This is a genomic window from Lentzea sp. NPDC055074 (genome assembly GCF_053608005.1).
On the sequence record NZ_JBSGUQ010000004.1, the window covers coordinates 126414 to 148777 of the forward strand.

25 protein-coding genes are annotated in these 22364 nt (G+C 68.9%); 5 read left to right on the plus strand and 20 right to left on the minus strand.

Going from position 1 to position 22364, the window contains the following annotated elements; genetic code table 11:
- Positions 1 to 4: 4 nt before the first annotated feature.
- From ACWF7A_RS10985 to ACWF7A_RS10995, 3 genes are all read left to right on the plus strand, one after another.
- Positions 5 to 703 carry a CPBP family intramembrane glutamic endopeptidase gene (locus ACWF7A_RS10985; protein ID WP_452250655.1) on the plus strand — a complete coding sequence of 233 codons (699 nt, stop codon included), beginning with the start codon at positions 5 to 7 and terminating at the stop codon, positions 701 to 703.
- Positions 704 to 850: 147 nt separating this feature from the next.
- On the plus strand, positions 851 to 2038 hold the full coding sequence (locus tag ACWF7A_RS10990) for an arginine deiminase (protein WP_452250656.1): 1188 nt from the start codon (positions 851 to 853) through the stop codon (positions 2036 to 2038).
- Between the two features lie 100 nt (positions 2039 to 2138).
- On the plus strand, positions 2139 to 2699 hold the full coding sequence (locus ACWF7A_RS10995) for a ferritin (RefSeq protein WP_452250277.1): 561 nt from the start codon (positions 2139 to 2141) through the stop codon (positions 2697 to 2699).
- A 67-nt stretch (positions 2700 to 2766) separates the two neighbouring features.
- Here ACWF7A_RS10995 and ACWF7A_RS11000 read toward each other — a convergent pair whose 3' ends face one another.
- The 8 genes from ACWF7A_RS11000 to ACWF7A_RS11035 form a co-directional block, all read right to left on the minus strand.
- Positions 2767 to 3897 carry an RNA polymerase sigma factor gene (locus ACWF7A_RS11000; protein WP_452250278.1) on the minus strand — a complete coding sequence of 377 codons (1131 nt, stop codon included), beginning with the start codon at positions 3895 to 3897 and terminating at the stop codon, positions 2767 to 2769.
- A gap of 2 nt (positions 3898 to 3899) precedes the next feature.
- Positions 3900 to 4307 (minus strand): YciI family protein, encoded by a 408-nt coding sequence (locus ACWF7A_RS11005; RefSeq protein ID WP_452250279.1) that lies wholly within the window; start codon positions 4305 to 4307, stop codon positions 3900 to 3902.
- A 156-nt stretch (positions 4308 to 4463) separates the two neighbouring features.
- Positions 4464 to 5108, minus strand: coding sequence for a hypothetical protein (locus tag ACWF7A_RS11010; protein WP_452250280.1), 645 nt, complete (start codon positions 5106 to 5108; stop codon positions 4464 to 4466).
- 187 nt (positions 5109 to 5295) lie between these two features.
- Entirely contained in the window at positions 5296 to 6105 is an 810-nt protein-coding gene (locus ACWF7A_RS11015) for a hypothetical protein (protein WP_452250281.1), read from the minus strand.
- A gap of 3 nt (positions 6106 to 6108) precedes the next feature.
- On the minus strand, positions 6109 to 6582 hold the full coding sequence (locus ACWF7A_RS11020; RefSeq protein WP_452250282.1) for a SigE family RNA polymerase sigma factor: 474 nt from the start codon (positions 6580 to 6582) through the stop codon (positions 6109 to 6111).
- A 200-nt stretch (positions 6583 to 6782) separates the two neighbouring features.
- Positions 6783 to 7121: a DUF952 domain-containing protein gene (locus ACWF7A_RS11025; protein WP_452250283.1), complete on the minus strand. Its 339-nt coding sequence runs from the start codon at positions 7119 to 7121 to the stop codon at positions 6783 to 6785.
- Positions 7122 to 7165: 44 nt separating this feature from the next.
- On the minus strand, positions 7166 to 8101 hold the full coding sequence (locus tag ACWF7A_RS11030; RefSeq protein ID WP_452250284.1) for a DUF5926 family protein: 936 nt from the start codon (positions 8099 to 8101) through the stop codon (positions 7166 to 7168).
- A gap of 17 nt (positions 8102 to 8118) precedes the next feature.
- Positions 8119 to 8871: a glycerophosphodiester phosphodiesterase family protein gene (locus ACWF7A_RS11035; RefSeq protein ID WP_452250285.1), complete on the minus strand. Its 753-nt coding sequence runs from the start codon at positions 8869 to 8871 to the stop codon at positions 8119 to 8121.
- Between the two features lie 255 nt (positions 8872 to 9126).
- Here ACWF7A_RS11035 and ACWF7A_RS11040 point away from each other — a divergent pair, with 255 nt between their 5' ends.
- Entirely contained in the window at positions 9127 to 10311 is a 1185-nt protein-coding gene (locus ACWF7A_RS11040) for a cytochrome P450 (protein ID WP_452250286.1), read from the plus strand.
- Here the strand turns inward: ACWF7A_RS11040 and ACWF7A_RS11045 are convergent.
- The 11 genes from ACWF7A_RS11045 to ACWF7A_RS11095 all read right to left on the minus strand — a co-directional run bounded on the left by ACWF7A_RS11045 (position 10308) and on the right by ACWF7A_RS11095 (position 20437).
- Positions 10308 to 11315 carry a glycerophosphodiester phosphodiesterase gene (locus ACWF7A_RS11045; RefSeq protein ID WP_452250287.1) on the minus strand — a complete coding sequence of 336 codons (1008 nt, stop codon included), beginning with the start codon at positions 11313 to 11315 and terminating at the stop codon, positions 10308 to 10310. The genes ACWF7A_RS11040 and ACWF7A_RS11045 overlap by 4 nt on opposite strands.
- 67 nt (positions 11316 to 11382) lie before the next feature.
- Entirely contained in the window at positions 11383 to 12288 is a 906-nt protein-coding gene (locus ACWF7A_RS11050; protein ID WP_452250288.1) for a DUF4328 domain-containing protein, read from the minus strand.
- Between the two features lie 2 nt (positions 12289 to 12290).
- Complete coding sequence (locus tag ACWF7A_RS11055; protein ID WP_382433042.1) at positions 12291 to 12629, minus strand: rhodanese-like domain-containing protein; 339 nt, start codon at positions 12627 to 12629, stop codon at positions 12291 to 12293.
- 59 nt (positions 12630 to 12688) lie between these two features.
- Positions 12689 to 13591: a hypothetical protein gene (locus ACWF7A_RS11060; protein ID WP_452250289.1), complete on the minus strand. Its 903-nt coding sequence runs from the start codon at positions 13589 to 13591 to the stop codon at positions 12689 to 12691.
- A complete protein-coding gene (locus tag ACWF7A_RS11065; RefSeq protein ID WP_452250290.1) occupies positions 13588 to 14082 on the minus strand; it encodes a SigE family RNA polymerase sigma factor in 495 nt (164 codons plus the stop codon). Before ACWF7A_RS11065 ends, ACWF7A_RS11060 begins: the two co-directional genes overlap by 4 nt.
- A 116-nt stretch (positions 14083 to 14198) precedes the next feature.
- Positions 14199 to 15815: a solute symporter family protein gene (locus tag ACWF7A_RS11070; RefSeq protein WP_452250291.1), complete on the minus strand. Its 1617-nt coding sequence runs from the start codon at positions 15813 to 15815 to the stop codon at positions 14199 to 14201.
- Positions 15812 to 16162, minus strand: coding sequence for a DUF485 domain-containing protein (locus ACWF7A_RS11075; protein ID WP_089907615.1), 351 nt, complete (start codon positions 16160 to 16162; stop codon positions 15812 to 15814). The genes ACWF7A_RS11070 and ACWF7A_RS11075 overlap by 4 nt, the downstream gene beginning before the upstream one ends.
- Before the next feature lie 258 nt (positions 16163 to 16420).
- Entirely contained in the window at positions 16421 to 18220 is a 1800-nt protein-coding gene (locus tag ACWF7A_RS11080; RefSeq protein ID WP_452250292.1) for a sodium/solute symporter, read from the minus strand.
- Position 18221: 1 nt separating this feature from the next.
- The gene (locus ACWF7A_RS11085; RefSeq protein WP_452250293.1) at positions 18222 to 18650 is read right to left on the minus strand and encodes a hypothetical protein; all 429 of its coding nucleotides are present in this window, start codon (positions 18648 to 18650) and stop codon (positions 18222 to 18224) included.
- Positions 18647 to 19504, minus strand: a complete 858-nt coding sequence (locus tag ACWF7A_RS11090; protein ID WP_452250294.1) for a LytR/AlgR family response regulator transcription factor — start codon at positions 19502 to 19504, stop codon at positions 18647 to 18649. Before ACWF7A_RS11090 ends, ACWF7A_RS11085 begins: the two co-directional genes overlap by 4 nt.
- A gap of 72 nt (positions 19505 to 19576) precedes the next feature.
- On the minus strand, positions 19577 to 20437 hold the full coding sequence (locus ACWF7A_RS11095; protein WP_452250295.1) for a S49 family peptidase: 861 nt from the start codon (positions 20435 to 20437) through the stop codon (positions 19577 to 19579).
- 264 nt (positions 20438 to 20701) lie between these two features.
- Here ACWF7A_RS11095 and ACWF7A_RS11100 point away from each other — a divergent pair, with 264 nt between their 5' ends.
- Positions 20702 to 20869, plus strand: coding sequence for a hypothetical protein (locus tag ACWF7A_RS11100; protein WP_166048541.1), 168 nt, complete (start codon positions 20702 to 20704; stop codon positions 20867 to 20869).
- 220 nt (positions 20870 to 21089) lie between these two features.
- Here ACWF7A_RS11100 and ACWF7A_RS11105 read toward each other — a convergent pair whose 3' ends face one another.
- On the minus strand, positions 21090 to 22352 hold the full coding sequence (locus tag ACWF7A_RS11105) for a sensor histidine kinase (RefSeq protein ID WP_452250296.1): 1263 nt from the start codon (positions 22350 to 22352) through the stop codon (positions 21090 to 21092).
- Positions 22353 to 22364: the final 12 nt, after the last annotated feature.

A 22364-nucleotide genomic window follows, 5' to 3' on the forward strand; every position in this document is an offset into this window, starting at 1 on the left:
CAGCATGACGCTCGGCCTGTCCGGGCTGCGCAGTCTCGTGCGGCTGGTCGACAGCCTGCTGCAGCCGACGCCGCTCAACCAGCAGTCCGTCGCGATCAACGTCCCGCAGGCGCGCGCCGACCTGCTGGACCTGGTGGCACAGCTGCTGGGTGTGCTGCAGCTCGCCGCGTGGGGCGGCATCGGGCTGTACCTGTTGTGGCGCACGGGGATCAAGCTGCGCGTCATCGGACTCGACGGCACCCGCAAGCTCGCCGACTCGCTGGGCGCCCTGGGACTGGCCGCGGTCATCGGCATCCCGGGGCTCGGCCTGTACTTCGCCGCCTGGGCGCTCGGGCTGAACCTCGCCGTCCAGCCGTCCACTTTGGACAACCAGTGGTGGATGAGCGTGGCGCTGATCCTCGCCGCCGCCGGCAACGCGTGGGCGGAGGAGGTGCTCGTCGTCGGGTACCTGATCACGCGGTTGCGGCAACTGGGCTGGCGGCAGTACACGGCGCTGGTCGCGGCGGCCGTGCTGCGCGGGTCGTACCACCTCTACCAAGGCTTCGGCGGGTTCGTCGGCAACGTGGTCATGGGCCTGGTGTTCGGGTTCTACTGGCAGCGGACCAAGCGGTTGTGGCCGCTGGTGATCGCCCACACCATCCTCGACGTGGTCGCGTTCGTGGGCTACACAATGTTGCGCGGCAAAGTCAGCTGGTTGCCCTAACGATTCGAGGGTGGCGCTCGATTTCAGCCGTGATTCGTTGCGATTCTCGGCTCTGGAGCGGCGATTTGTGCTGTTCGGGGTTACGCTCGATCGGTGACTGCGCACACGATCGCTGAGACCGAAGCACTTCCGGACGCCGCGCCTCGCGTGGACAGCGAGGTCGGCCCCTTGCGCACGGTGCTGCTGCACCGGCCGGGCAACGAGCTCAAGAGGCTCACTCCGCGCAACAACGACCAGCTGCTGTTCGACGGCGTGCCGTGGGTCGGCCGCGCCCAGGAGGAGCACGACGCGTTCGCCGCGACGCTGACCTCCCGCGGTGTCGAGGTGCTGCTGCTGGCCGACGTGCTGGTGCAGGCGCTGGAGGACAACCGCGCGCGCATCGCGGGCATCCACAGCGCCGTCAACGAGCGTCGCCTGGGCATCGACCTGGCCGACGCGTTGCGCAGCCACCTCACGTCGCTCGACGCGTCCACGCTCGCGCAGGTGCTGATGACCGGCATGACGTTCGAGGAGCTGCCGGCCGCCGAGGGCGCGTCGCTGGTGCGCAAGATGCACCTGCCGATCGACTTCGCCGTCGACCCGCTGCCGAACCTGCTCTTCACCCGCGACTCGTCGGTGTGGGTCGGCGACCGCGTGGCCATCACGTCCCTGGCGCTGCCCGCCCGCGACCGCGAGACGACGCTGACCGACCTGATCTACGCGTACCACCCGCGGTTCCGCCGCACGGGCCGTGCGTACGGCGCGCACTCGGCCCCACTGGAGGGCGGTGACGTGCTGCTGCTCGCGCCCGGCGTGATCGCCATCGGCGTCGGCGAGCGCACCACCCCGGCGGGCGCCGAGTCGTTCGCACGCTCGGCACTGGCCGACGGTCTCGCGCACACGGTGCTGGCGGTGCCGATCGAGCAGGAACGCGCCACCATGCACCTCGACACCGTCTGCACGATGGTCGACCGCGACGCCGTGGTGATGTACCCGGCGATCCGCCACACGCTGACGGCCTACCCGCTGCGCGCCGACGGCAACGGCGGCGTCCGCGTCGACGGCCCCGTGCCGTTCCTGGAGGCGGCGGCCGAGGCGATGGGCATCGAACGGCTGCGGGTGATCGACACGGGCCTCGACATCGTCACCGCCGAGCGCGAGCAGTGGGACGACGGCAACAACACCCTCGCCGTGGCCCCCGGTCTCGTCGTGGCGTACGAGCGCAACGTGGAGACGAACGCGCGCCTGGAGGACCAGGGCGTCGAGGTGCTGCGGATCGCCGGCTCGGAGCTCGGCTCCGGCCGCGGCGGACCCCGCTGCATGTCGTGCCCGATCGACCGCGCGCCATTGGTGTAGATCGTTAGGAATGCCTTACCTTTGTTTGGTTCACCTTTCCAAACAAAGGTTAGCTTTTCCTGGAATGCGAAGGTCTTCATTCTCGGCTAACGTACTCCTCATGGCCTCGAACGTGAAGAAGATCCTGTCCGGAAAGTCGAACTTCCGCGAGCTGCTGCGGACTCAGGTCGGCAACGAGTTCTCCGCTTCGCAGCAGTACATCGCGCTCGCCGTGTGGTTCGACAACGAGGACCTGCCGCGCCTCGCGTCGCACTTCTACAAGCAGGCTCTCGAAGAGCGCAACCACGCGATGATGATCGTGCAGTTCCTGATGGACAACGACATCCCGGTCGCCATTCCCGGTGTCGCCGCGCCGCTGACGGAGTTCAAGTCGCCGCGTGACCTCGTCGCGCTGGCGCTGACCCAGGAGCAGCAGGTCACCGACCAGATCATCGCGCTCGCGAAGGCCGCCCGCGAGGAGGGCGACTACATCGGCGAGCAGTTCATGCAGTGGTTCCTGAAGGAGCAGGTCGAGGAGGTCTCCTCGATGAAGACGCTGCTCACGATCATGGACCGCGCGGACGGCAACATGTTCTACGTGGAGACGTTCCTCACCCGCGAAAGCGTGGGCGACGAGGGTGCCGACTCCGGCGCCCCGACCGCCGCGGGCGGCAAGCTCTGAGTTTTTCTTCGCACGGTTGAGTGCCTGATCACAAAGGACCGTCCGACCTTCGGGTCGGGCGGTCCTTTCAGTTGTTGAGACGTGCGGCCTGCCAGGTGAGGTATTCCCGCTCGGCGAGGTTCGACGCTTTTCCGGCGGCCTCGACGTAAAGGCGCGCGGCCGTTCGCCGGTCGCCGTCGCGCTCGTGGAGGTATGCCGCCACGGCCGAGTAGCGGGGCAGGGAGTCGTCCAGTTCCGCCAGTGCTTTCAGTCCGGCACGCGGTCCGTCGGCCTCGCCCACGGCCACCGCACGGTTCAGCCGGACGACGGGGCTGTCCGTGAGTTTCGCGAGCTCGTCGTACCACTCCACGATCTGCACCCAGTCGGTCTCCTCGGCCACGGGCGCGTCCGCGTGCAGTGCCGCGATGGCCGCCTGCGCCTGGAACTCCCCCAGCCGGTCCCGGGCGAGCGCAGCCTGCAGGATCTCGACGCCCTCGGCGATCAGCGTCGTGTCCCACCTCCCCCGGTCCTGCTCGGCCAGCGGCACGAGCCTGCCGTCGTCCGTGCGGGACGCGCGCCGGGCGTGGTGCAGGAGCATGAGCGCGAGCAGCCCGGCGACCTCGGGGTGGTCGATCGCGACCGCGAGCCGCCGGGTGAGCCGGATGGCCTCGGCGGCCAGGTCGACGTCACCCGAGTAGCCCTCGTTGAAGACCAGGTACAGCACGCGCAACACGGTGGCGACGTCGCCGGGCTGGTCGAACCGCACGGCGCCGACGGTCTTCTTGGCCCGGCTGATGCGCTGGGCCATCGTCGCCTCGGGCACCAGGTAGGCCTGCGCGATCTGCCGCGTGGTCAGGCCGCCGACGGCCCTGAGCGTGAGCGCGACGGCCGACGACGGCGTGAGCGACGGGTGCGCGCACAGGAAGTAGAGCTGCAACGTGTCGTCGGAGTCCGGCGCGGGCCCCTGCTCGGGCTCGGCGTCGACGAGGTTCTCCCGCCGGCGCCGAGCCGTCTCCGCTCTCGTCGCGTCGAGGAACTTGCGCCAGGCCGCCGTGACCAGCCAGCCCTTGGGATCCCGAGGCGGATCCTCCGGCCACACTCGGACGGCCTCGACCAGTGCGTCCTGCACGGCGTCCTCGGCCGCCGCGAAGTCTGCTCCGCGACGGACGAGGATGCCGAGCACGGCCGGCGTGAGGCTCCTGACCAGCGCCTCGTCCACCGCTACTCCGTGATCGTCGGCGCGTTGCCGTAGAGCGGCCGGATCTCCAGCCACTCGTGGATCGGCTTGCCGTCCTTGCCCGGCGCCGCCGACAGCTCCCCCGCCAGCTCGAGCGCCCGCTCGTAGGTGTCGGTGTCGATGATCATCCACCCGGCGATGAGGTCCTTCGTCTCCGCGAACGGCCCGTCGGTGACCGGCGGGCGCCCCTCGCCGTCGTAGCGGACCCAGGTGCCCTCCTGCTCCAGCGCCTGGCCGTCGACGTACTCACCGCTGGTCTTGAGCCTGTCCGCGAAGTCGTTCATGTACTGGATGTGCGCGGTGATCTCGTCGGGCGTCCACTGGTCCATCGGCACGTCGTTGGCCGGGGCAGGGGCGCCGCGGTAGTGCTTGAGCAGCAGGTACTTCGCCATCGCTGGTGTCTCCCTCGGTGCGGTCGCGACCCATCCTGGTCGCTTTCACCACGGGGACGGAGCCGAAACGCGGATCTCTACGTGGCGGCCAGAGATCTTTTGAGCGACCGTGCCCGCCCCACCCCCAGCGGGGCGGGCACGACGATCCGGCAGGCCTCAGAGGTAGGCCATGGCGCAGTAGACGGTGGACGCGGTGATCTTGATGCGGACCACCTCGTCGGTGTCCGTGAAGTGGACGAGCTCGGAGCCGCCGATGAACGCGTACACCGCCTTGTCGGCCACCTTCGCCGACCAGCCGGCGCGGTACTCGGAGGCGCCGGGGTAGGCCTTCTTGACCTCGGCGAAGGTCGAGCCGACGCCGATCCCCTTCGAGGTCCTGGCCTCCGCGGGCAGCGTGATCCGCTCGACGCCGTACTGCTTGGAGATCGCGACCTTCCCGTCGGAGACGCACCCCTGCTCGCCCGGGCTGTCCCAGGTCAGGTCGGTCAGGCCGGCGGCACGCGCCTCCTCCAGCGACATGCCGAGCTTCAGACCGCCGTAGCCGAGCCGGTTGTCCACCTTCACGACGGCCTGCGGCGGGTTCGTCACCGTCGCGGTCACGACCTCCGTGACCACCTGGACGGGCAGCGTCGTCGTGCTGGACGAAACGGTGCTGGACGGAGCGGTGTTCGACGGGACGATGCTCGACGAAACAGTGTTCGACGGGGCAGGAGCAGAATTCTGCGTCGGCTCCGCAGTGCACGCGGTAATTCCCGCGACGGCGAGCGCGGCGACGAATGCGATCTTGACCGAGTTCTTCATTTCGATTCCCCCAAGCGTGTTTTCGGGCATCCCCATGCCCTTTCAGACACCAGTAAGACGTCACCTCGTCGGCAAGGTTGCGCAGTTCAGAGTCACGAAAAAATCACGGCGACCGGCACGGAAAAACGCACGCCGAATTCCCGCCGCACCATCAGGAGCAGCGGGATCTCAGCGATTCAGCAATAGGTCAAACAGTCGCGCAGTCGTTCGCGTTCAGTCGCATGAACACGGCGGAGACCACCATTCCGTCGGTTTCAAAAATGTACGACCACGGAGGCGTGGCCGACATTTGTGCCGTTATCACCGAGCCGCTTTGGGTGGAGTTCGCGTAGGCGGTCTTCACGTCGGCCACCTGCGAGCCCGCGCCGACGTTCTTCGGCGTCTTGGCGTAGGTCGGCATGGTGATCCGCACGATCCCCTTGGCCGGCGAGATGATCACGGCGTTGGCGTCGGGCACGGACTTCGTCGCGTAGGCCTTGCACCTGTTGTCCGGGTCGGCCGCGCTGCTGGGTTCGATCAGCGAGCCCGTCGCCAGCGCGGCGGCCTCGGACATGCCCAGCGAGAGCGTTCCGTACCGGCCCGGCTGCGACTCCGGGGTGGCCGGCCCTGACGACTTCGGGGCCGACTTGCTCGTGCCGCCGGGGTCGGGCTTGCCGGTGTTGCCGCCGGTGGAGTTCGGTGGCTGGCCCACCGTGACGGTCGCGGTCGAGACGACCGTGCTGATCGACGGCGGTGGTGGCGAGAGCGTCGTGGTGGTCGAGACGGCCGTCGTCAGGAGGGCACCCGCCGTGCTGTCCGACGAGGACGGCTGGAACCGGCTCACGCCGATCCCGGCGCCGACCACGGCCACCAGGGCGAAGGTCCCGGCGACGGCGGTTCGCCTGCGTTGGCGGCGAGTCGCTCCGAGGAGCACCTGCTCGGTGGAGACCGACGTGGAGTGGACGTCCAGCCGATCGTCGCTGAAGAGCTTGCGCAGATCATCATCCAGATCGCTCACCGGTCAGTCCTTTCCCAGGCGTGTTCGGAGACTCGCCATCGCCTTGCTGCTCTGGCTCTTCACCGTGCCGCACGAGATCCCGAGCGCGTGGGCGATCTCGGCCTCGGAGAGGTTCTCGTAGTACCGCAGCACGATCACCGCTCGCTGCCGCGGTGGCAACGAGCGCAGTGCCTGCCAGAGCGGTTCGTTCTCCAGCCTGCTCAGCTCCGGAGCGACGGCTCCGGTGTCCGGGAAGTCCGCCACGAGGCTCTCACGGCGACGGCGGCGCCAGATGCTGATGTGCGTGTTGGCCATCGCACGGCGGACGTACGCGAGCGGGTCGTCACCTTTGCGCTGCACGGCGACCCAGCGTGAGCCGACCTTCTCCAGCACCGACTGCACCAGGTCGGCGGAGTCGTGCGGGTTGCCGGTCAGCGCGTGGCCGTACCTCAGGAGTCCGGGCATGGAGACGCGCACGAACTCAGCGAAGTCCCCCACGGCTTCCGCTCTTCCCCCGCCGTGTTCGACGGCTGATCCCAGCTGCAACACCGCCGTCACGGCACGCCCCCTCCCCCGAAGCAACCTGGCTCGGGGTGTTCACGCGTGGGGCCGCGAAGCGGTTGCCGTCACTTTAATCACGGAACGGCAACGGGCGCAGGCAGTTCCGCCGTTCCGGGACGAGAACCGAGACCCGGCCGTCACGGAACGGCGACGGCCTCCGGGAGGACGAACGAGCCGTCGGGCTCGCAGGGGAAGTCGTGCACCTCGGCCACCGCGGCGACCGGGATCGGGCCGTAGACGTGCGGGAACCACAGCGGCGAGTCCGGCACCGCCTCCCAGCGCACCGGCACGCCGAGCAGCTTCGGGTCGACGACCAGCAGCAACAGTCCGCTCTGGCCGGGGAAGAACTTGCCCGCCGTCACGTGCACGACACCCCGGTCGGAGCAGTGCACGAACTCCTCACCCTCAGCGGGGGCGATGGAGCCGGCCGGCTGGGCAGCGGCCCAGCCGGCCTTCGTGATGATGTGCAGCAGCACTTATCCACAGCTCCTTGTGCACAACTATGTGGACAACCTGTGGACTACCGCAGGGTGATCTGGCGGCCCCGCAGGCCTTCCCGGGCGCGACGCTCGGCGTCGGACAGCTGCTCGTCGGAGGCCAGGGCCTCCTGCAGGCGCTTGCCCAGCGCCTCGGCCGGCTCGGCCCACTCGCGGGCGTGCATCTCGCGGTCGAGGTCCCAGACCGGCACGAGCAGGCCGTGGGCGCGGAACGAACCGGCGTAGCGCGAGCCCTCGCCGAGGTCGAGCTCACCGCGGGCGGACAGCCGGGCCATCGCGTCCAGCAGCTTCTCCTCGGGCTCCGGGCGGACCCAGCGCAGGTGCGCCTTGTCGCCCGCGTCGACCCAGTAGGCCGCCTTCACGCCGGGGGCGTCGAGGCGCTCGGTCGGCAGGATCGCGGCGTTCGCGCGCTCCAGGGACAGCGCCACGTCTCCGGTCGGCTCGGTGCCCTCGGGCATCCACCAGATGAAGTCGGTGTGCAGCACGGGCGTGATGTCCGCGTCGACGTCGAGCAGGTCCTGCAGACGGCCGGGGTTCTCGCCGTTGTCCGGGCCCACGACGGGCAGCACGTCACCGGTCTTGGCCTTCTGCGCCCACTGCAGCGCCCGCGCCAGGTCGCGGCTGATGTCGCCGGAGCGCGTCTGCACCTGCAGGCCCACGAACGGCACGTCGTCGCCGCGGATCAGACCGGCGGCGGCCATCGGCAGCACGGTGGCGAGCGTGACCTCGCGACCGTCCTTGGTCGGCAGCTTCACGATCGCCGACGGCACGAACTCGCGCAGGGCGATCAGCTCGCACTCGGCGGCGAGGCCCTCGAACGGCCGGGACACGATCACGTCCGTCGCGCCGCCGGGCGCGCCGTGGCAGGCCTTGTAGCGCTTGCCGGAGCCGCACGGGCAGGGCTGCTTGGGGTTGATCCCGTCCTTCGGTGCGTCCTTGACCGCGGTCCGCTTGGCCACCTTGGCCCTCCTCGTGCTCAGGCTTTTTCTAGGTCGCCAAAGTTAGCCGTCAGCAGGCGGCGGGTGTTCGCCGGGGCGTTCGTCGCGAGGTAGCGGACACCCAGGTCACGGCACAGCGCGACGTCCTCGGCGCTGTCCACCGTCCACACGTAGGTCTCGTGGCCCGCTCGCCTCGCCCGATCGACGTACCCGGGGTCGTTGCGCAGCACGTGCACACCCGGCCCGGTGTAGTCGGCGAACGACGGCAGCGCACCGCCGCGGTACCGGCCGAGGCGGTCGAGCAGCAGCACCGTGCGGATGTCCGGCGCCTGCTCGCGGAACACCTTCACCGCGGTCGGCGAGAACGACATCATGACGATCTGCGACGTCAGACCGTGCTTCTTCAACGCCGCGGCGAGCTTGCGCTCGACCTCGTTGCGGTACCGGACCGGGTGCTTGGTCTCGACGAAGAGCTCCACGTTCGTGCCCTTGACCAGCTCCAGCAGCTCGTCGAGCACCAACAGCCCGGCTCCCTGGCCGTGGCGGTGCCAGCTGCCGTAGTCGAACTTCCTCAGCTCTTCGAGCGTGAGCGCGCTGACCGTGCCACGGCCGTTCGAGGTACGAGCGAGAGTGCGATCGTGCACACACACGAGCTCGCCATCACGGGAGAGGCGGATGTCGCATTCGAGGCCGTCCGCTCCCTCTTTCAGGGCGAGTTCGTAGGCCCCGATGGTGTGCTCGGGACGGTCTGTGGACGCGCCTCGGTGCGCGACGACGGAGGGTTGCTGCACAACCCCGAACGATAGTGCTGTGGCCGCCGACCTTCACCGCGCGCTCCGGCGCCCAGCAGGGCGCCTCGCGGTGCCGGCCCCGCGCCCCCATGTGCCCGATATGAGGACGCGGGGCCGACACCGCGATTCACCCGTCTGAACGGCGGATCGCGGGGCGAAGGCCGACGGCCACAGCACCGGTGTCTGCGCAACAATTTGAGTCATCAATCAAATGGACGTGGACGAAACGCCGATCGCGACTTACCGTCCCGCCTTGTGACGTTCGACCAGCGTGATCCCGCGTTCATCGCCGACCCGTACCCGGCCTTCGCAGCCCTGCGCGAAGCCGGTGAGGTGCATCACCACGAGCAGATGGGCGTGGCCGTCGCCGTCTCGCACGCCGCCTGCTCCACCGTCCTGCGGCACCGCTCGGTGGGCAGGATCTGGTCGGACGTGAAGCCCGTCGAGCAGTTCATGTCGTTCAACCTCCTGCACCGCAACTCGCTGCTGGAGAACGAGCCGCCCACGCACACCCGCCTGCGCCGCCTGGTCGCCGCCGCGTTCGGCCGGGGTCACGTCGAGCGCCTGCGCCCGTGGGTCGCCGACCTGGCCGACAGGCTCGTCGACGAGCTGACCGCCAAGATCTCCGACGTCGGCCAGGCGGACCTGCTCGCCCACGTCGCCGCACCGCTGCCGGTCGAGGTGATCGCGGAGCTGCTCGGCGTGCCCGGCGAGGACCGCTACCTGCTACAGCCGTGGTCGAACGCCATCGTGAAGATGTACGAGTACGGCCTGCCCGCCGACCAGCAGGACGCCGCCGAACGCGCCGCCACCGAGTTCGTCGCCTACCTGCGCGAGCTGATCGCGTTGCGCCGCAAGAACCCCGGCGCCGACCTCGTCTCCGACCTGGTCGCCGTCACCGACACCGACGGCGCCAGGCTCACCGAGGACGAGCTCGTCGCCACCGCCGTGCTGCTGCTGATGGCAGGCCACGAGGCCACGGTCAACGTCATCGGCAACGGCGTCTACGCGCTGATGCAGCACCGCTCGCAGTGGGAGCGCCTCTCGCCCGAGATCATGCCCACCGCCGTGGAGGAGCTCATCCGCTACGACTCGCCGTTGCAGCTCTTCGAACGCACCGCCACCGAACGCGTGGAGATCGCCGGCCACGTCATCGAGCCCGGCGAGAAGATCGCGGCCCTCCTCGGTGCCGCCGCACGGGACCCGCTGGTCTTCGAGAACCCGGACGTGCTCGACGTCGGCCGCGAGAAGAACCAGCACCTCGGGTTCGGCATGGGAATTCACTACTGCCTGGGCGCGCCGCTCGCGCGCATCGAGGTGGAGGCGGCGCTGTCCTCGTTGCACCGCAAGCTCCCCAAGGCCGTGCTGGCCGAGGAACCCAACAGGCGCGCGGAGTTCGTGATCCGCGGCCTGCACTCGCTGTCCCTCGCCAACGGCTAGCGCGGGTAGCGCTTCGGGAGCGTGAACCCGCGCTCCTTCAAGACTTTCCGCAACCGGTCCGGGTAGTCGGTGATGATGCCGTCCACGCCGTCGTCGATCAGCTTGTGCATGGTGGCCGGGTCGTTCACCGTCCACGGGACCACCTTCAGCCCGTGCCGGTGGGCGTCCTGCACGAGCGCGCGAGTCGTGAACGGCACGTAGTCCGGATCGCCGACCTTGCCGCCCTGCGGGTTGCCGTGCACCGGCGACAACGCCTTGGCACCGAAGGACTTCGCCATCTTCGCGACGCTGCCGCCGAAGTCGGCGAGCTCGAGGCCGCCCGTCCACGGCGAGCCCGGCCGCAGCATCTCCGGCTGGGTCAGCGCCACCAGCGGGATCCGCGGCTCGACCTCGCGCAGGCGCATCAGCGTGCCCCAGTCGAAGGACTGGATCGTCACGTTCGGCAGGAAGCCCGAACGCCGGATCTCGCGGACCGCGCGCTGCACGAACTGCTCGCGCGGCGCGGTCTCGTGCGGTGCGGCGGCCTCGACCTTGGTCTCGATGTTGAAGCGGATGCCCCACGCGCGGTGCCTGCGCACCAGGTCGAAGAGCTCGGCCAGGGTGGGCATGCGGGCGCCCGGCGAGAGTTCCTGGTCCGGGTACTGCGACCAGCGGGTGCTGCCGCAGTCCAGGGTTCGGACCTGGGCGAACGTCAGGTCCTTCACGTACTTGCCGGCGTAGGGGAACTCGGGGTCGCCGGGGAACGCGGGCGCGGTGTCGAGGCACTTCGCCGGGTTCGTCCTGCGGTCGTGGGTGATGACCTCACGGCCGTCGCGCGTGATCTGGAGATCCAGCTCCAGGGTCGTCACGCCGAGTTCGAGCGCCTTGCCGAACGCCTTGAGCGTGCTCTCGACGGTCAGGCCGATGCCGCCGCGATGGGCCTGGAGGTCGAAGTCGCGGTGGTGCGCGTGGGCGACGCCCGGGGTGACCAGCGCGATCACCAGAGCCGCGATGAGTGTCCGCATGGGTCCAACCTGGCACTCACCGGACGACACCGGCAGGTCCGGCCGAGCGAACGTCAGCTGAACAGGATCAGCGGGGCGAGCCGGAGGCGCGGACCGCACGCAGCGGGGGTTCGGGGGCGTCCTTGACCTCGACCACGCGCATCAGCCGGACGGACGCGGCGTCCACCGGCAGCAGCAGCGTGGTGATGCGGCGGACGACCAGCGCCGACGTCACCGCGACCGCGGCGAGCAGCAGGTCGGCGAACGCGTGCAGCAGCACGCCGTCCGCGAGGGCCTGGGTGCTGGACCGGAACGACCAGGCGACCACGAGCACCACCGTCAGGCCCGACGCCGCCCAGAGACCCCACCACCACCGCAGGAGCCTCGACGGGTGCGGGCGTTCACCGGCGGGCCTGCGGGCCACGGCGTGTTCGAGCTCGGCGAGCACCGAGCCGGGCACCACGAGGTTCACGCCGGGCACGATCAGGCCGATCAGCACGTCCCGGTCCGACCGGGAGGGGCCGTAGCCCACGAGTGTCGCGGCCACGTTCCGCGCACGGCGCAGCCACAGCAGCCCGAGGATCAGCGACAGGAAGCAGCCGGTGATCGTGATCGCGGAGGACGACACCACCATGGCGTCCGACGTGCTCACGACGCCGGCCGACAACGCGCCGAACCTGCTCAGCGCGACCAGCACGTACCGCCAGATCTCGGAGAACGCGCCCCACAGGGCGACGAAGCCGAGCAGCCACAGCGAGTTCTGCACGGTGCGGCCGAGCCGGCGCACGCCGTCGACCGAGTCGGCCTGCTCGACCGTGCCGGGCACCGCCGTGGGCCAGCGCCACGCGAGCAGCGGGAAGCCCCAGCGCGGCGGGACCGGGTAGTTCGGCGGGCCGCCGTAGCTCAGCCGCTGCGAACGGGACTGCGGCTGCGGGTACGCACCGGGTGGCGGGGTCGCCACCCAGTCCACGCGCATCGGCTGCAGCGGCTGCACGGTCAGATGACCTGGGGTTCCGCGCCGTCGGTGCCGCCCTCGAGCGGACGACCGGCGGCCTCCCAGTGCTGCATGCCGCCCTCGACGTTGACGGCCTCCCAGCCGTTCTCGTTGAGGTACTGGGTCACGCGGGCGGAGCGGCCACCGGCGCGGCACACCACGTAGAGCTGCACGTCGTTCGGCACCTCACCGAGCCGGGCACCGATCTCGCTCATGGGGACGTGCACGGCGCCGGGCGCGTGGCCGGCGTCCCACTCGTCCTGCTCGCGCACGTCCAGCAGAACGGCGCCCTCGGGCAGCTGCGCCGGCACGTCGGCGATCTCCACGCTTGGAACAGTCACGCCGTAGATGTTCCCATGCCGGAGGTTGCACGGACGTGAACCTCCGGCACGGGACATCCTCAGGCCACCCCCGCGATGGCGGGCCCGAGCCTCGCGAACTGCGCCTCGGTCAGCGGCAGGTTCGCCCGTCCGGGACCGACCCGCTCCCAGTAGCCGGGCTGCTGCGCGGGAAGCAGGTCCTTGCTGCCGTAGTTGGCCAGCTCCATCTGCAGCATCAGGCCGTCCGGCTGGAACACCTCCATGGTCTGCAGGAGCGTCTGGAACGGCTCGGCCGCGCGCACGCTGTGCAGCTGGACGATCGTGCCGTCGGGCAGCGTCGTCCGGTACGGCGGCTCGCAGTCGCCGCTCGTCCAGATGTTGTCGTCGGCGTACTGCAGCGGCGTGCCCGCGAACCTGCCCAGGGTGAGCCGGACGCTGCCGGTGCCGCCGGAGTCGGTCAGGTCGACCGCGTACTCGATGTACGTCGACTCGTCGAGCCGCGGCGACAGCTCGCTCACCCGCACCTCGGGCAGCTGCTCGCGCACCGTGCCGATCCACTTCTGGACGAACCCGTCGTTCGGCTTCACGGAGCCGACGGGCACCTTCATCGCCCACTTCCGCGACCCGATGTCGCACCTGGGCATGGAGAGCACCGCGCGTCCGTCAGGAGGCGGCGCGGTGGACGCCGGGGACCACGTCCCGTACGGGACCTGCGGTGGCGTGCTGACCCGCGGCCAGCCCACCGAGTGCTCCACGACGGCAGGACCCTGGTTCGGCTGGTCCGCCTGCCTAGGTGGCCCGGCCTGGTTCAGCGTGGTGGCGCCGATGCCGATGCCGGCCACCACCGCGACCACACCGAGCACCGCTCCGGCGCGCTGGGCGAACACCCGGCGCCGACCACGCTTCATCACCACGTCCAAGGTCGTCGTGGGTGGCGGCGCGGAGACGTTGAGAGCTCCGCGCAGCTCGTCTTCCAGGTTCATCGATCACGCTCCGAGTTGACCGGTTCGCCGTACGCCTCGCGGAGCGCCGCCAAACCCCTGGCTGTCTGACTTTTGACGTTGCCCACCGAACAACCCAGCTCAGCGGCCGTCTGTTCGATGGACAGGTCGTGCACGAACCGCAGCACCAACGCGGCCCGCTGCTTCGGCGCCACCTTTTGCAGCGCCTCGTTCAACCGGGCGTCGGGATCGGAGAAACCACCGCCGACGCCGCGTTCGGGCAGGTCGGCGACAGGGCGTTCGCGGTCGCGGCCACGACGCCTGCTGTCGAGGAACAGGCGCGTCACGATGGTGCGGACATATCCCTCCGCCGTTTCCCGCCTGATGCTCGGCCATTTCGCATACGCCTTCACGAAGGCGTTCTGCGCGAGTTCTTCCGCCTCCGACCAGTCGCCGCACAACGCGTACGCCGTGCGCCTCGCCCAGTCGAACCTGCTCGTGAAGAACTCCGAGAACTCCTCGTCTCGTCGCACTCCGGTCCCCCAAGTTTTCTGCCGCGTTCGCAGTCAATACGCGAGCAGCCCCGGCAGGGTTGCACACGAAAAACGGGCCGCCCCCGTGAGGGACGGCCCGTTCTCCAGTGCTGCTTCTAGTGCGCGATGGCCTTCTCGGCGCCCGCACCCGTGAGGGAGCGGACCTCCATCTCGGCCTGCTTGGCGGGGTCGGCCTTGTCCTTCGAGAGGATCGTGCCGATGTAGCCGAGCAGGAACGCGACGGGGATCGAGACGATGCCGGGGTTCGACAGCGGGAACAGGTCGAAGTCGGCGTTCTTGAACATCGAGGTCGGCTTGCCGGAGACGGCGGGCGACAGGACGATCAGGGTGATCGTCACGATCAGACCGCCGTAGATGCTCCACAGCGCGCCCGAGGTGTTGAACCTCTTCCAGAACAGCGAGTAGAGGATCGTCGGCAGGTTCGCCGAGGCGGCGACCGCGAAGGCCAGCGCCACGAGGAACGCGATGTTCTGGCCGTTGGCCACGATGCCGCCGCCGATGGACACGAGACCGATGACGATCGCCGTGATCCGGGCGACCTTCACCTCGTCGGTCTTGTCCTCGTCGACCTCCGCGTTGCCGTTCTCCTCACGGCCCTTCTTGATGATGTTGGCGTAGATGTCGTGTGCGAACGACGCCGACGCCGTGATCGTCAAGCCGGCCACGACCGCGAGGATCGTCGCGAAGGCGACGGCCGCGATCAGGCCGAGCAGGATCGGGCCGCCCAGTTCCAGTGCGAGCAGCGGGGCGGCCGAGTTGGCCTTGCCGGGAGCCGCGTTGATCTTGTCCGGACCGACGAGCGCACCGGCGCCGTAGCCCAGGACCAGGGTGAACAGGTAGAAGATGCCGATCAGCCAGATCGCCCACACGACCGAACGACGGGCTTCCTTGGCCGTGGGCACGGTGTAGAAGCGCATCAGGATGTGCGGCAGACCCGCGGTGCCGAGGACCAGTGCGAGGGCCAGCGACAGGAAGTCCAGCTTGCTGGTGCCGGTCGCGCCGTACTGCAGGCCGGGGCCGAGCAGCTTCTCGCCCGCCTTCGGGGCGGCGTCGACCGCGGCACCGAGCAGGGACGAGAGGTTGAAGCCGTACTTGGCGAGCACCCAGACGGTCATGATGCCCGCACCGGCGATCAGCAGGACGGCCTTGATGATCTGCACCCAGGTGGTGCCCTTCATGCCGCCGATGAGGACGTAGGCGATCATCAGGGCGCCGACGACGGCGATGACCAGGGCCTGGCCACCGGTGCCGGTGATGCCGAGCAGCAGGGCGACGAGACCGCCCGCACCGGCCATCTGGGCCAGCAGGTAGAAGAACGAGACCGCCATGGTCGACGTGGCGGCGGCCGCGCGGACCGGACGCTGGCGCATCCGGAAGCTGAGCACGTCGCCCATCGTGTACTTGCCGGTGTTGCGCAGCAGCTCGGCGACCAGCAGCAGCGCGACGAGCCACGCCACCAGGAAGCCGATCGAGTACAGGAAGCCGTCGTAGCCGTTGAGGGCGATGGCGCCCGCGATGCCGAGGAACGACGCGGCCGACAGGTAGTCACCGGCGATCGCGATGCCGTTCTGCGGGCCCGTGAAGGCACGTCCGGCGGCGAGGTAGTCGGCAGCGGTCTTGGTGTTGCGGCTCGCCCGGATGACCACGACGAGCGTGATCAGGACGAAGACACCGAAGATGCTGATGTTGAGGATCGGGCTGGACTCGTTCACTTGCCGTCTCCCTCGATCTCGTTGCGGAGCTTCTCCGCCAGCGGGTCGAGGTTCTTGTTCGCGTGCCGCACGTACAGCGTCGTGATGACGAACGTCGACACGAACTGCAGCAGGCCGAAGATGAGCCCGACGTTGATGTTGCCGAACACCTTGGTGGACATGAAGCCGTGCGCGTAGTCCGCGAGCAGCACGTACAGCAGGTACCACGCGAGGAACAGGCCGGAGACGGGGAATACGAACTTTCGCAGTCGATGCTTCAGCTCCGCGAAGTCATCGCTCGCTTGGACGTCGGCCCACTTCTGCGCGTCTGGGGCCGACTCAGACGGGGTGTGATCGACGGTGCTCACAGGCCCCTCCTCGCGGTACTCGTCGTAGGTGTCAGCAACGTGACGTGCACGTAATGCCTCCAGGTGCGGTCCGTTCTTGGTCAGGAACCGTATGGAGACTTGAGTCACTCAGGTAAGACCCCGTTCGTGCCGTTGCGCCCAGCAGTCGGGTGATGCGACGAACGGTCAGTATGCGTAGACGAACAGCACTCAGCGTGACCTAGTTCACCGTTCACCGATTCGAGTGACCAATTTTCACCCATTTGAAACGGTGGCTACTTACCGTGTCCGCCCAGCTCCCCTGCGCTTCTCGTCCGCCAGTCTGGCCTTCTCCTCGGCGGTCCCGAAGCGGGCGATGGAGCGGTCCTGGATGAAGCCCAGCGGGTCCGGCGCGTGCAGTCTCAGCAGGATCTGGCTGACGTCCGCGGGCACCCGTCTGCGGGTCGCCTTGCTGACCACGATCATGATGATGAACGCGACCGGGACCGTGATCAGCGCAGGTTGGGTGATGAACGCGGGCGCCCAGCGGCCGGTGTAGGAGCTGACGACGCTGACGACCTGCGCGGTGATGACCATGCCGCCACCGACCACGAGACCGCAGACGGCACCCACCCAGGTGAGTCCCCTCCACCAGATGCCGAGGACGAGAAGCGGGCAGAACGTCGACGCGGCCAACGCGAACGACATCGCCACGGTCAGTGACGCGTCGGAGCGCGGCAGCACCATCGCGAGGCAGATCGCCACGATTCCCGTGAACACGGTCGCCCACCGGAAGTCACGAACCTTGCCCGGCATGATGTCCGTCGAGACCACCCCGGCGACCGACACGACGAGCCCGGACGAGGTCGACAGGAACGCCGCGAAGGCACCGGCCGCGACGATCGCGCCGACGATCTGGCCACCCAGGTTCGGCAGCATCGTCTCCGGCAGCATCAGCACCGCCGCGTCGGTCTTCCCGTTCACCAGCAGCTGCGGCAGGTAGAGCCGCGACAGCACGCCCAGCACCGTCGGGAAGATGTAGAACAGGCCCAGCAGGTAGAGCACGTGCAACGCCGTGCGGCGGGCCGCCTTGCCGTCCGGGTTGGTGTAGAAGCGGACCAGGACGTGCGGCAGGCCCATCGTGCCGAGGAACGTCGCGAAGATCAGCGAGTACGTCCTGATCAGCTCGGAGATGCCGCCGGTCTGCGGCCGCGTCCAGTCGTAGTTGGTGGTCGGCGAGCCCTCGACGACCGGCACCGGGCTGCCCGCGGTGAACTCCATCTTCGTACCTGGGCTCAGCTCGTAGACGCCACGGCCCCAGAACACCGCGCCGTCCGCGTTCCTGCCGTCGATCTGGCCGTACACCTTCAACGTCAGCGGCTGGTCGACGCGGACCTTCACGTCCTGCTCGGCCACGGTGATCGACTCGGCCGTCGGGAACCGGACCACGCCGTCGTCGCTGATCGGCTGCGTGCCCCGGTCCGGGGACGCGAGGAACACCACGAACAGCACGAACGTGGGCGCGGCGATCGCGAAGAGCTTGCCCCAGTACTGGAACGCCTGCACGAGCGTGATCGCGCGCATGCCACCGCCGAGCACGTTGACCACCACGATGGCCGTGACGATCAGGCCGCCGAACCACGCGGGCAGGCCGGTGATCGTGGTCAGCGTCAGGCCCGCGGACTGCAGCTGCGGCACCAGGTACAGCACGCCGATGCACACCACGAAGAACGTGCTGAAGTGCCGCACGTTCGCCGATCCGAGCCGTGCCTCGGCGAAGTCCGGCAGCGTGTAGGCACCGGAACGGCGCAGCGGCGCGGCGACGAACAGCAGCAGCGCGAGGTAGCCGGCGGTGAAGCCGATCGGGTACCAGAGGGCGTCGACGCCGTCCTTGAGCACGAGCCCGGCGACACCGAGGAACGACGCGGCGGACAGGTACTCGCCGGAGATCGCGGCGGCGTTGCGGGTGGCCGGGATCGCGCGGCGCGCCACCAGGAAGTCCGGGGTGGTGTTCGCCTTGCGCGACCCGACGTAGCCGAGCAGGAACGTCACGCCCGCAACGAGGACTATCGCGCCGAGGCTCCAGTAGGTGGTGTCCATGTCAGCGGTCGACCATGTTCACGAAGTCGCGCTCGTGCCGTTCGGCCTGCCTGCGGAAGACCCACCCGACGCCGTAGAGGATCGGGAAGGGGGCGAGGCCGAGCACGAGCCACGGGACGGGGATGCCGAGGATCTTCAGGTCCCCGATGGACGGGACCAGGTAGAAGGTGATCGGCAACAGGCACATGCCGATCAGCACCGCGAACGCGATCCCGAACGCGGACTTGAGCTGCTGCCGGATGAGGTCGCGGACCAGCTTCTCACCGACGCTGGTCTGCTCCTCCAGCTCGATGATCGTGCGTAAAGCCTTGCCGCTCTTCTTCGTGGAGTCCGCGAGCACGACCCTGCGGCGGCGTGGCCTGCTGCCCTGCTCACCGAGCCAGGCCTCCCGGGCGGGCGGTTCGGGCTTCCCCGCGTCGTGCCTGCTCACCAGCCGCTCTTCGGCGGTCGCACGATCCGCTCCTTGAGCTCCTTGGTGTGCCGGCGGCTGACCGGGAGCTCCTTGGCGCCCTCACCGGTGCCGATGACCACCGCGTAGCCGTTCGCCGTCATGCGCAACTCGCTGACCAGTGGCAACGCCACAAGGTACGAGCGGTGGATGCGCACGAAACCCGCGTTCGCCCAGCGTTCCTCGAGCTGCGCGAGCGGGATGCGGACGAGGTGGCTGCCGTCCTGCGTGTGGAGGCGGGCGTAGTCGCCCTGCGCCTCGACGTACCGCACGGACGCGCGCGGCACGAGCTTGATGGTGCCGCCGAGCTCGACGGGGATGACCTCGTCGTCGGTCGGTTCGGCGGGGTTCTGCGCGGACGGGTTCGACTGGGCCGCCGGAGCCGTCGTGCGCCCCACCCGGTCCGCGACCCGCGCGATCGCCTTGAGGACCCGTTCCTCGTTGATCGGCTTGTTGATGAAGTCCAGCGCGCCGACGTCGAACGCCGTGACGAGCGCGTCCCGTTCCTCGACACCCGTCACGAACACGAGCGCGGGCGGGTACCGGAACGCGCTGAGCACCCGTGCGAGATCCATGCCGGACAACCCGGGCATGTTGATGTCGGCGAAGACGGCGTCGACCGGCGGCAGGCCGTTCTTCGACCGGTCGATGACCTCCTGCTCGTAGTCACCCCTCAGGATGCGCAGTGCCTCGGCGGCGTCGAAGGCCGTGAGGACGCGCCGGATGTGAGGACTGCTCTCGAGCAGGAACTTGATCTCGCTCAGCCCAGGGGCCTCGTCATCGACTGCGAGGACGAGGAGACCGGTGTTGTCTTGGGTACTCACTGTGCTGGGCATCTTGCCCACCAATGTGCAGCCGTGTCTACGCCGGGGTAGGCGGCGACACGCCCGGTGAAACCGAACTGATGCTCAGAGCCCGAATCGGGACCAGCGCGCACGTTCCTCCACGCTCGCCAGCACCTGCGTCACGAGATCGCCCGATCGGGTGGACGCGCCGGTCAGCCCGAGCTTGGCCAGCAAGGGCTTGCGCGGTTCCGCGATCGTGAGCTCGGCGTCCGGGAAACGCTTGGCGATGACGGTCCGGATGGTGCCGATGCCGTCGATCAGGCCGAGCTGCTGGGCCTTGATGCCGGTCCAGATCTCCCCGCTGAAGAGGTCTTCCTCGCTCTTGAGCTTGGCGCCGCGGCGTTCGGTCACCCACGCCTTGAACTGCTCGTGCAGGTCGGCGTGCAGACCCTTGAGCCACTCGACGTCCTCGGGCTTCTCCGCCTGGAACGGGTCGAGCCGGACCTTGTTCTCGCCCGCCGTGTAGACGCGGCGCTCCACGCCGGCCTTGTCCAGCAGGCCGTTGAGCCCGAACCCGGCGCTCACGACACCGATGGACCCGACGAGGCTCGTGCCGTGCGCGTAGATCTCGTCGCCCGCGCACGCCAGCCAGTAGCCGCCGGACGCCGCCACGTCCTCGCAGAACGCGAGCACCGGCACGTGCTTCTTGGTGGCGAGCTCGCGGATGCGCTCGGCGATGAGGGCGGACTGCGTCGGAGCGCCGCCCGGAGAGTTGATGAGCAGGGCCACGGCGATCAGGCGCTCGTTGTCGAACGCGCGGTTGATCGCCGACTCGACGTTCTGGAGGTTGATCGTGTTGCGCGCGACGGGCGAGGACTGCGGGGTGATGACCCCGTGCAGCCGCACCGCCGCGACCACCGGAGGCCGCTCACCCCGGTCCATGACCCTCGGGAGGCGGGCCGCGATCTTGTCCGTGACGCTCATGTACTCGACAGTACGTGCGTTTCGAGGACACGCGGGAGCCTCGATGGTGGCCGGTTGCTCCCGCGTGACCTGGAACACAAGGGTGCCAGCGCCACGACTGTCTGGCCTTGCCCCGTCTTCCGACGGGCAGGCGGGTGCACCGCGTCGCCGGCCCCCGCCCCCCATATCGGGCATATGGGGGGGCGGGGGCCGGTGGCGCGAGGTGCCCTGCTGAGCGCTGGAAGACGAGGTGAGGCCAGGCAGTCGTGGTGCTAGGTTCGGGCTGTGACGTTCAACCCGATCCGCTGGCTCGAACGGTATGTCGAGTGGTGGGACGACCGGGGCAGGCAGAACGCCGCCGGGCCGACGCCGATGCACATCTACTGGATGTGGGTGAGCTGGAGCGTGTGCGCCGTCGTGCTGATCACGACCTTGGCGGTTGCAGCGCGCTGACCTGCGTGCCTGTCAGCACTTGCAGCTGCTGAACCCCTTGGCGGTGCACTTGATGCAGACGCGGACGCGCTCGGGTGACGGTGATTCGTGCACGGGATGTGGCCTTTGCTCGCGGCCGGCCTCTGGTTGCTCAAACGACCGGCTGTTCATTGGTCAACACCACAATCGGCAGCTTTCGCACCGAGGTTGAGCATGATTGATGCTGCAACTTTCGGAAAGTTCAGGCGCGGATCGCCGGCTGCTCGTTCGTCATCGGTTCGTCGGTCATCTGCGACCCGATGTTCAGGTTCGGCAGCACGTTGCGGGCGAACTTCGGCACGTTGAGGATCACCTTCGTGCCCGCGTTCGGGGCTGTCTCCACGACGAGCGCGTACTCCACGCCGAACACGGTCCTCATGCGGTCGTTGATGTTGCCGATGCCGACGTGCGCGCCCGTCTGGTGGGCGTCCTTGATGTCGTCGAGCCGCTCGGGGTCCATGCCGACGCCGTCGTCCTCGACGCTGATCAGGGCCTCGTTGCCGTTGTCCTCGGCGGTGATGGTGAGCATGCCGCCACCGGGCTTCTTGGCCAGGCCGTGCCGCACCGCGTTCTCGACCAGGGGCTGCAGGACGAGGAACGGCAGGACGACCTGCAGGACCTCGGGGGCGATGCGCAGCCGCACGTTCAGACGCGAGCCGTACCGCGCCTGTTCGATGGTCAGATACCTGTGGATGTTGGTCAACTCATCGGCGAGGGTCGTGAACAAGCCGTCGGTGCGGAACGAGTAGCGCGTGAACTCCGCGAACTCCTGCAGCAGCTCACGGGCGTGCGACGGGTCCGTGCGGATGAGCGACGAGATCGTGTTCAGCGCGTTGTAGACGAAGTGCGGCGAGATCTGCGCCCTCAGCGCCTTCACCTCGGCCTGGGCGAGGGCCTGGCGCTGCTTCTGGACGACCTCCAGCTCCAGCTGGGTCGAGACGAAGCGGGCGGTCTCCTCGGCCATGCGGATCTGGCGCTTCGACGCCACGCCGCTGACCACGATCAACGTGCCGGCGACGTCTCCCTCGACGACCAGGGGCACCACGACGACGCTGTGCAGTGAGCACGGGCCCTGCAGCTCGCAGCCGAGCTTGCGGTGGTCGACGTGTTCCTTGTGGCAGTTGTTGATGGCACGGGCGACCGTGTCGCGGAGGTACTCGTAGTGGTCGTTCGCGCCGCCGTCCCACGACAGGACAGTGCCTTCTTCGTCGGTGATGGCGACCGCGACGCACCGCAGCATCTCGCGCAGGTGAGGCGTCGCCTTGTTCGCGGCCTCCTCGGTCAGGCCCGCGCGGAGGTCGCTCGACGCCCTGGACATCCGGTCGAGCATGTCCATCACAGCATCCTCGACGGAGGTGCTGACTCGTCGAGCGCGGCACAGCATCACGAAGAGGCCAAGAACGGCCAGGGTCGCGATGACACCGAGCACGGCGCGCTCGGTCAACAGGTCGCCCACGGTGCACATGCTGTGCTGTGG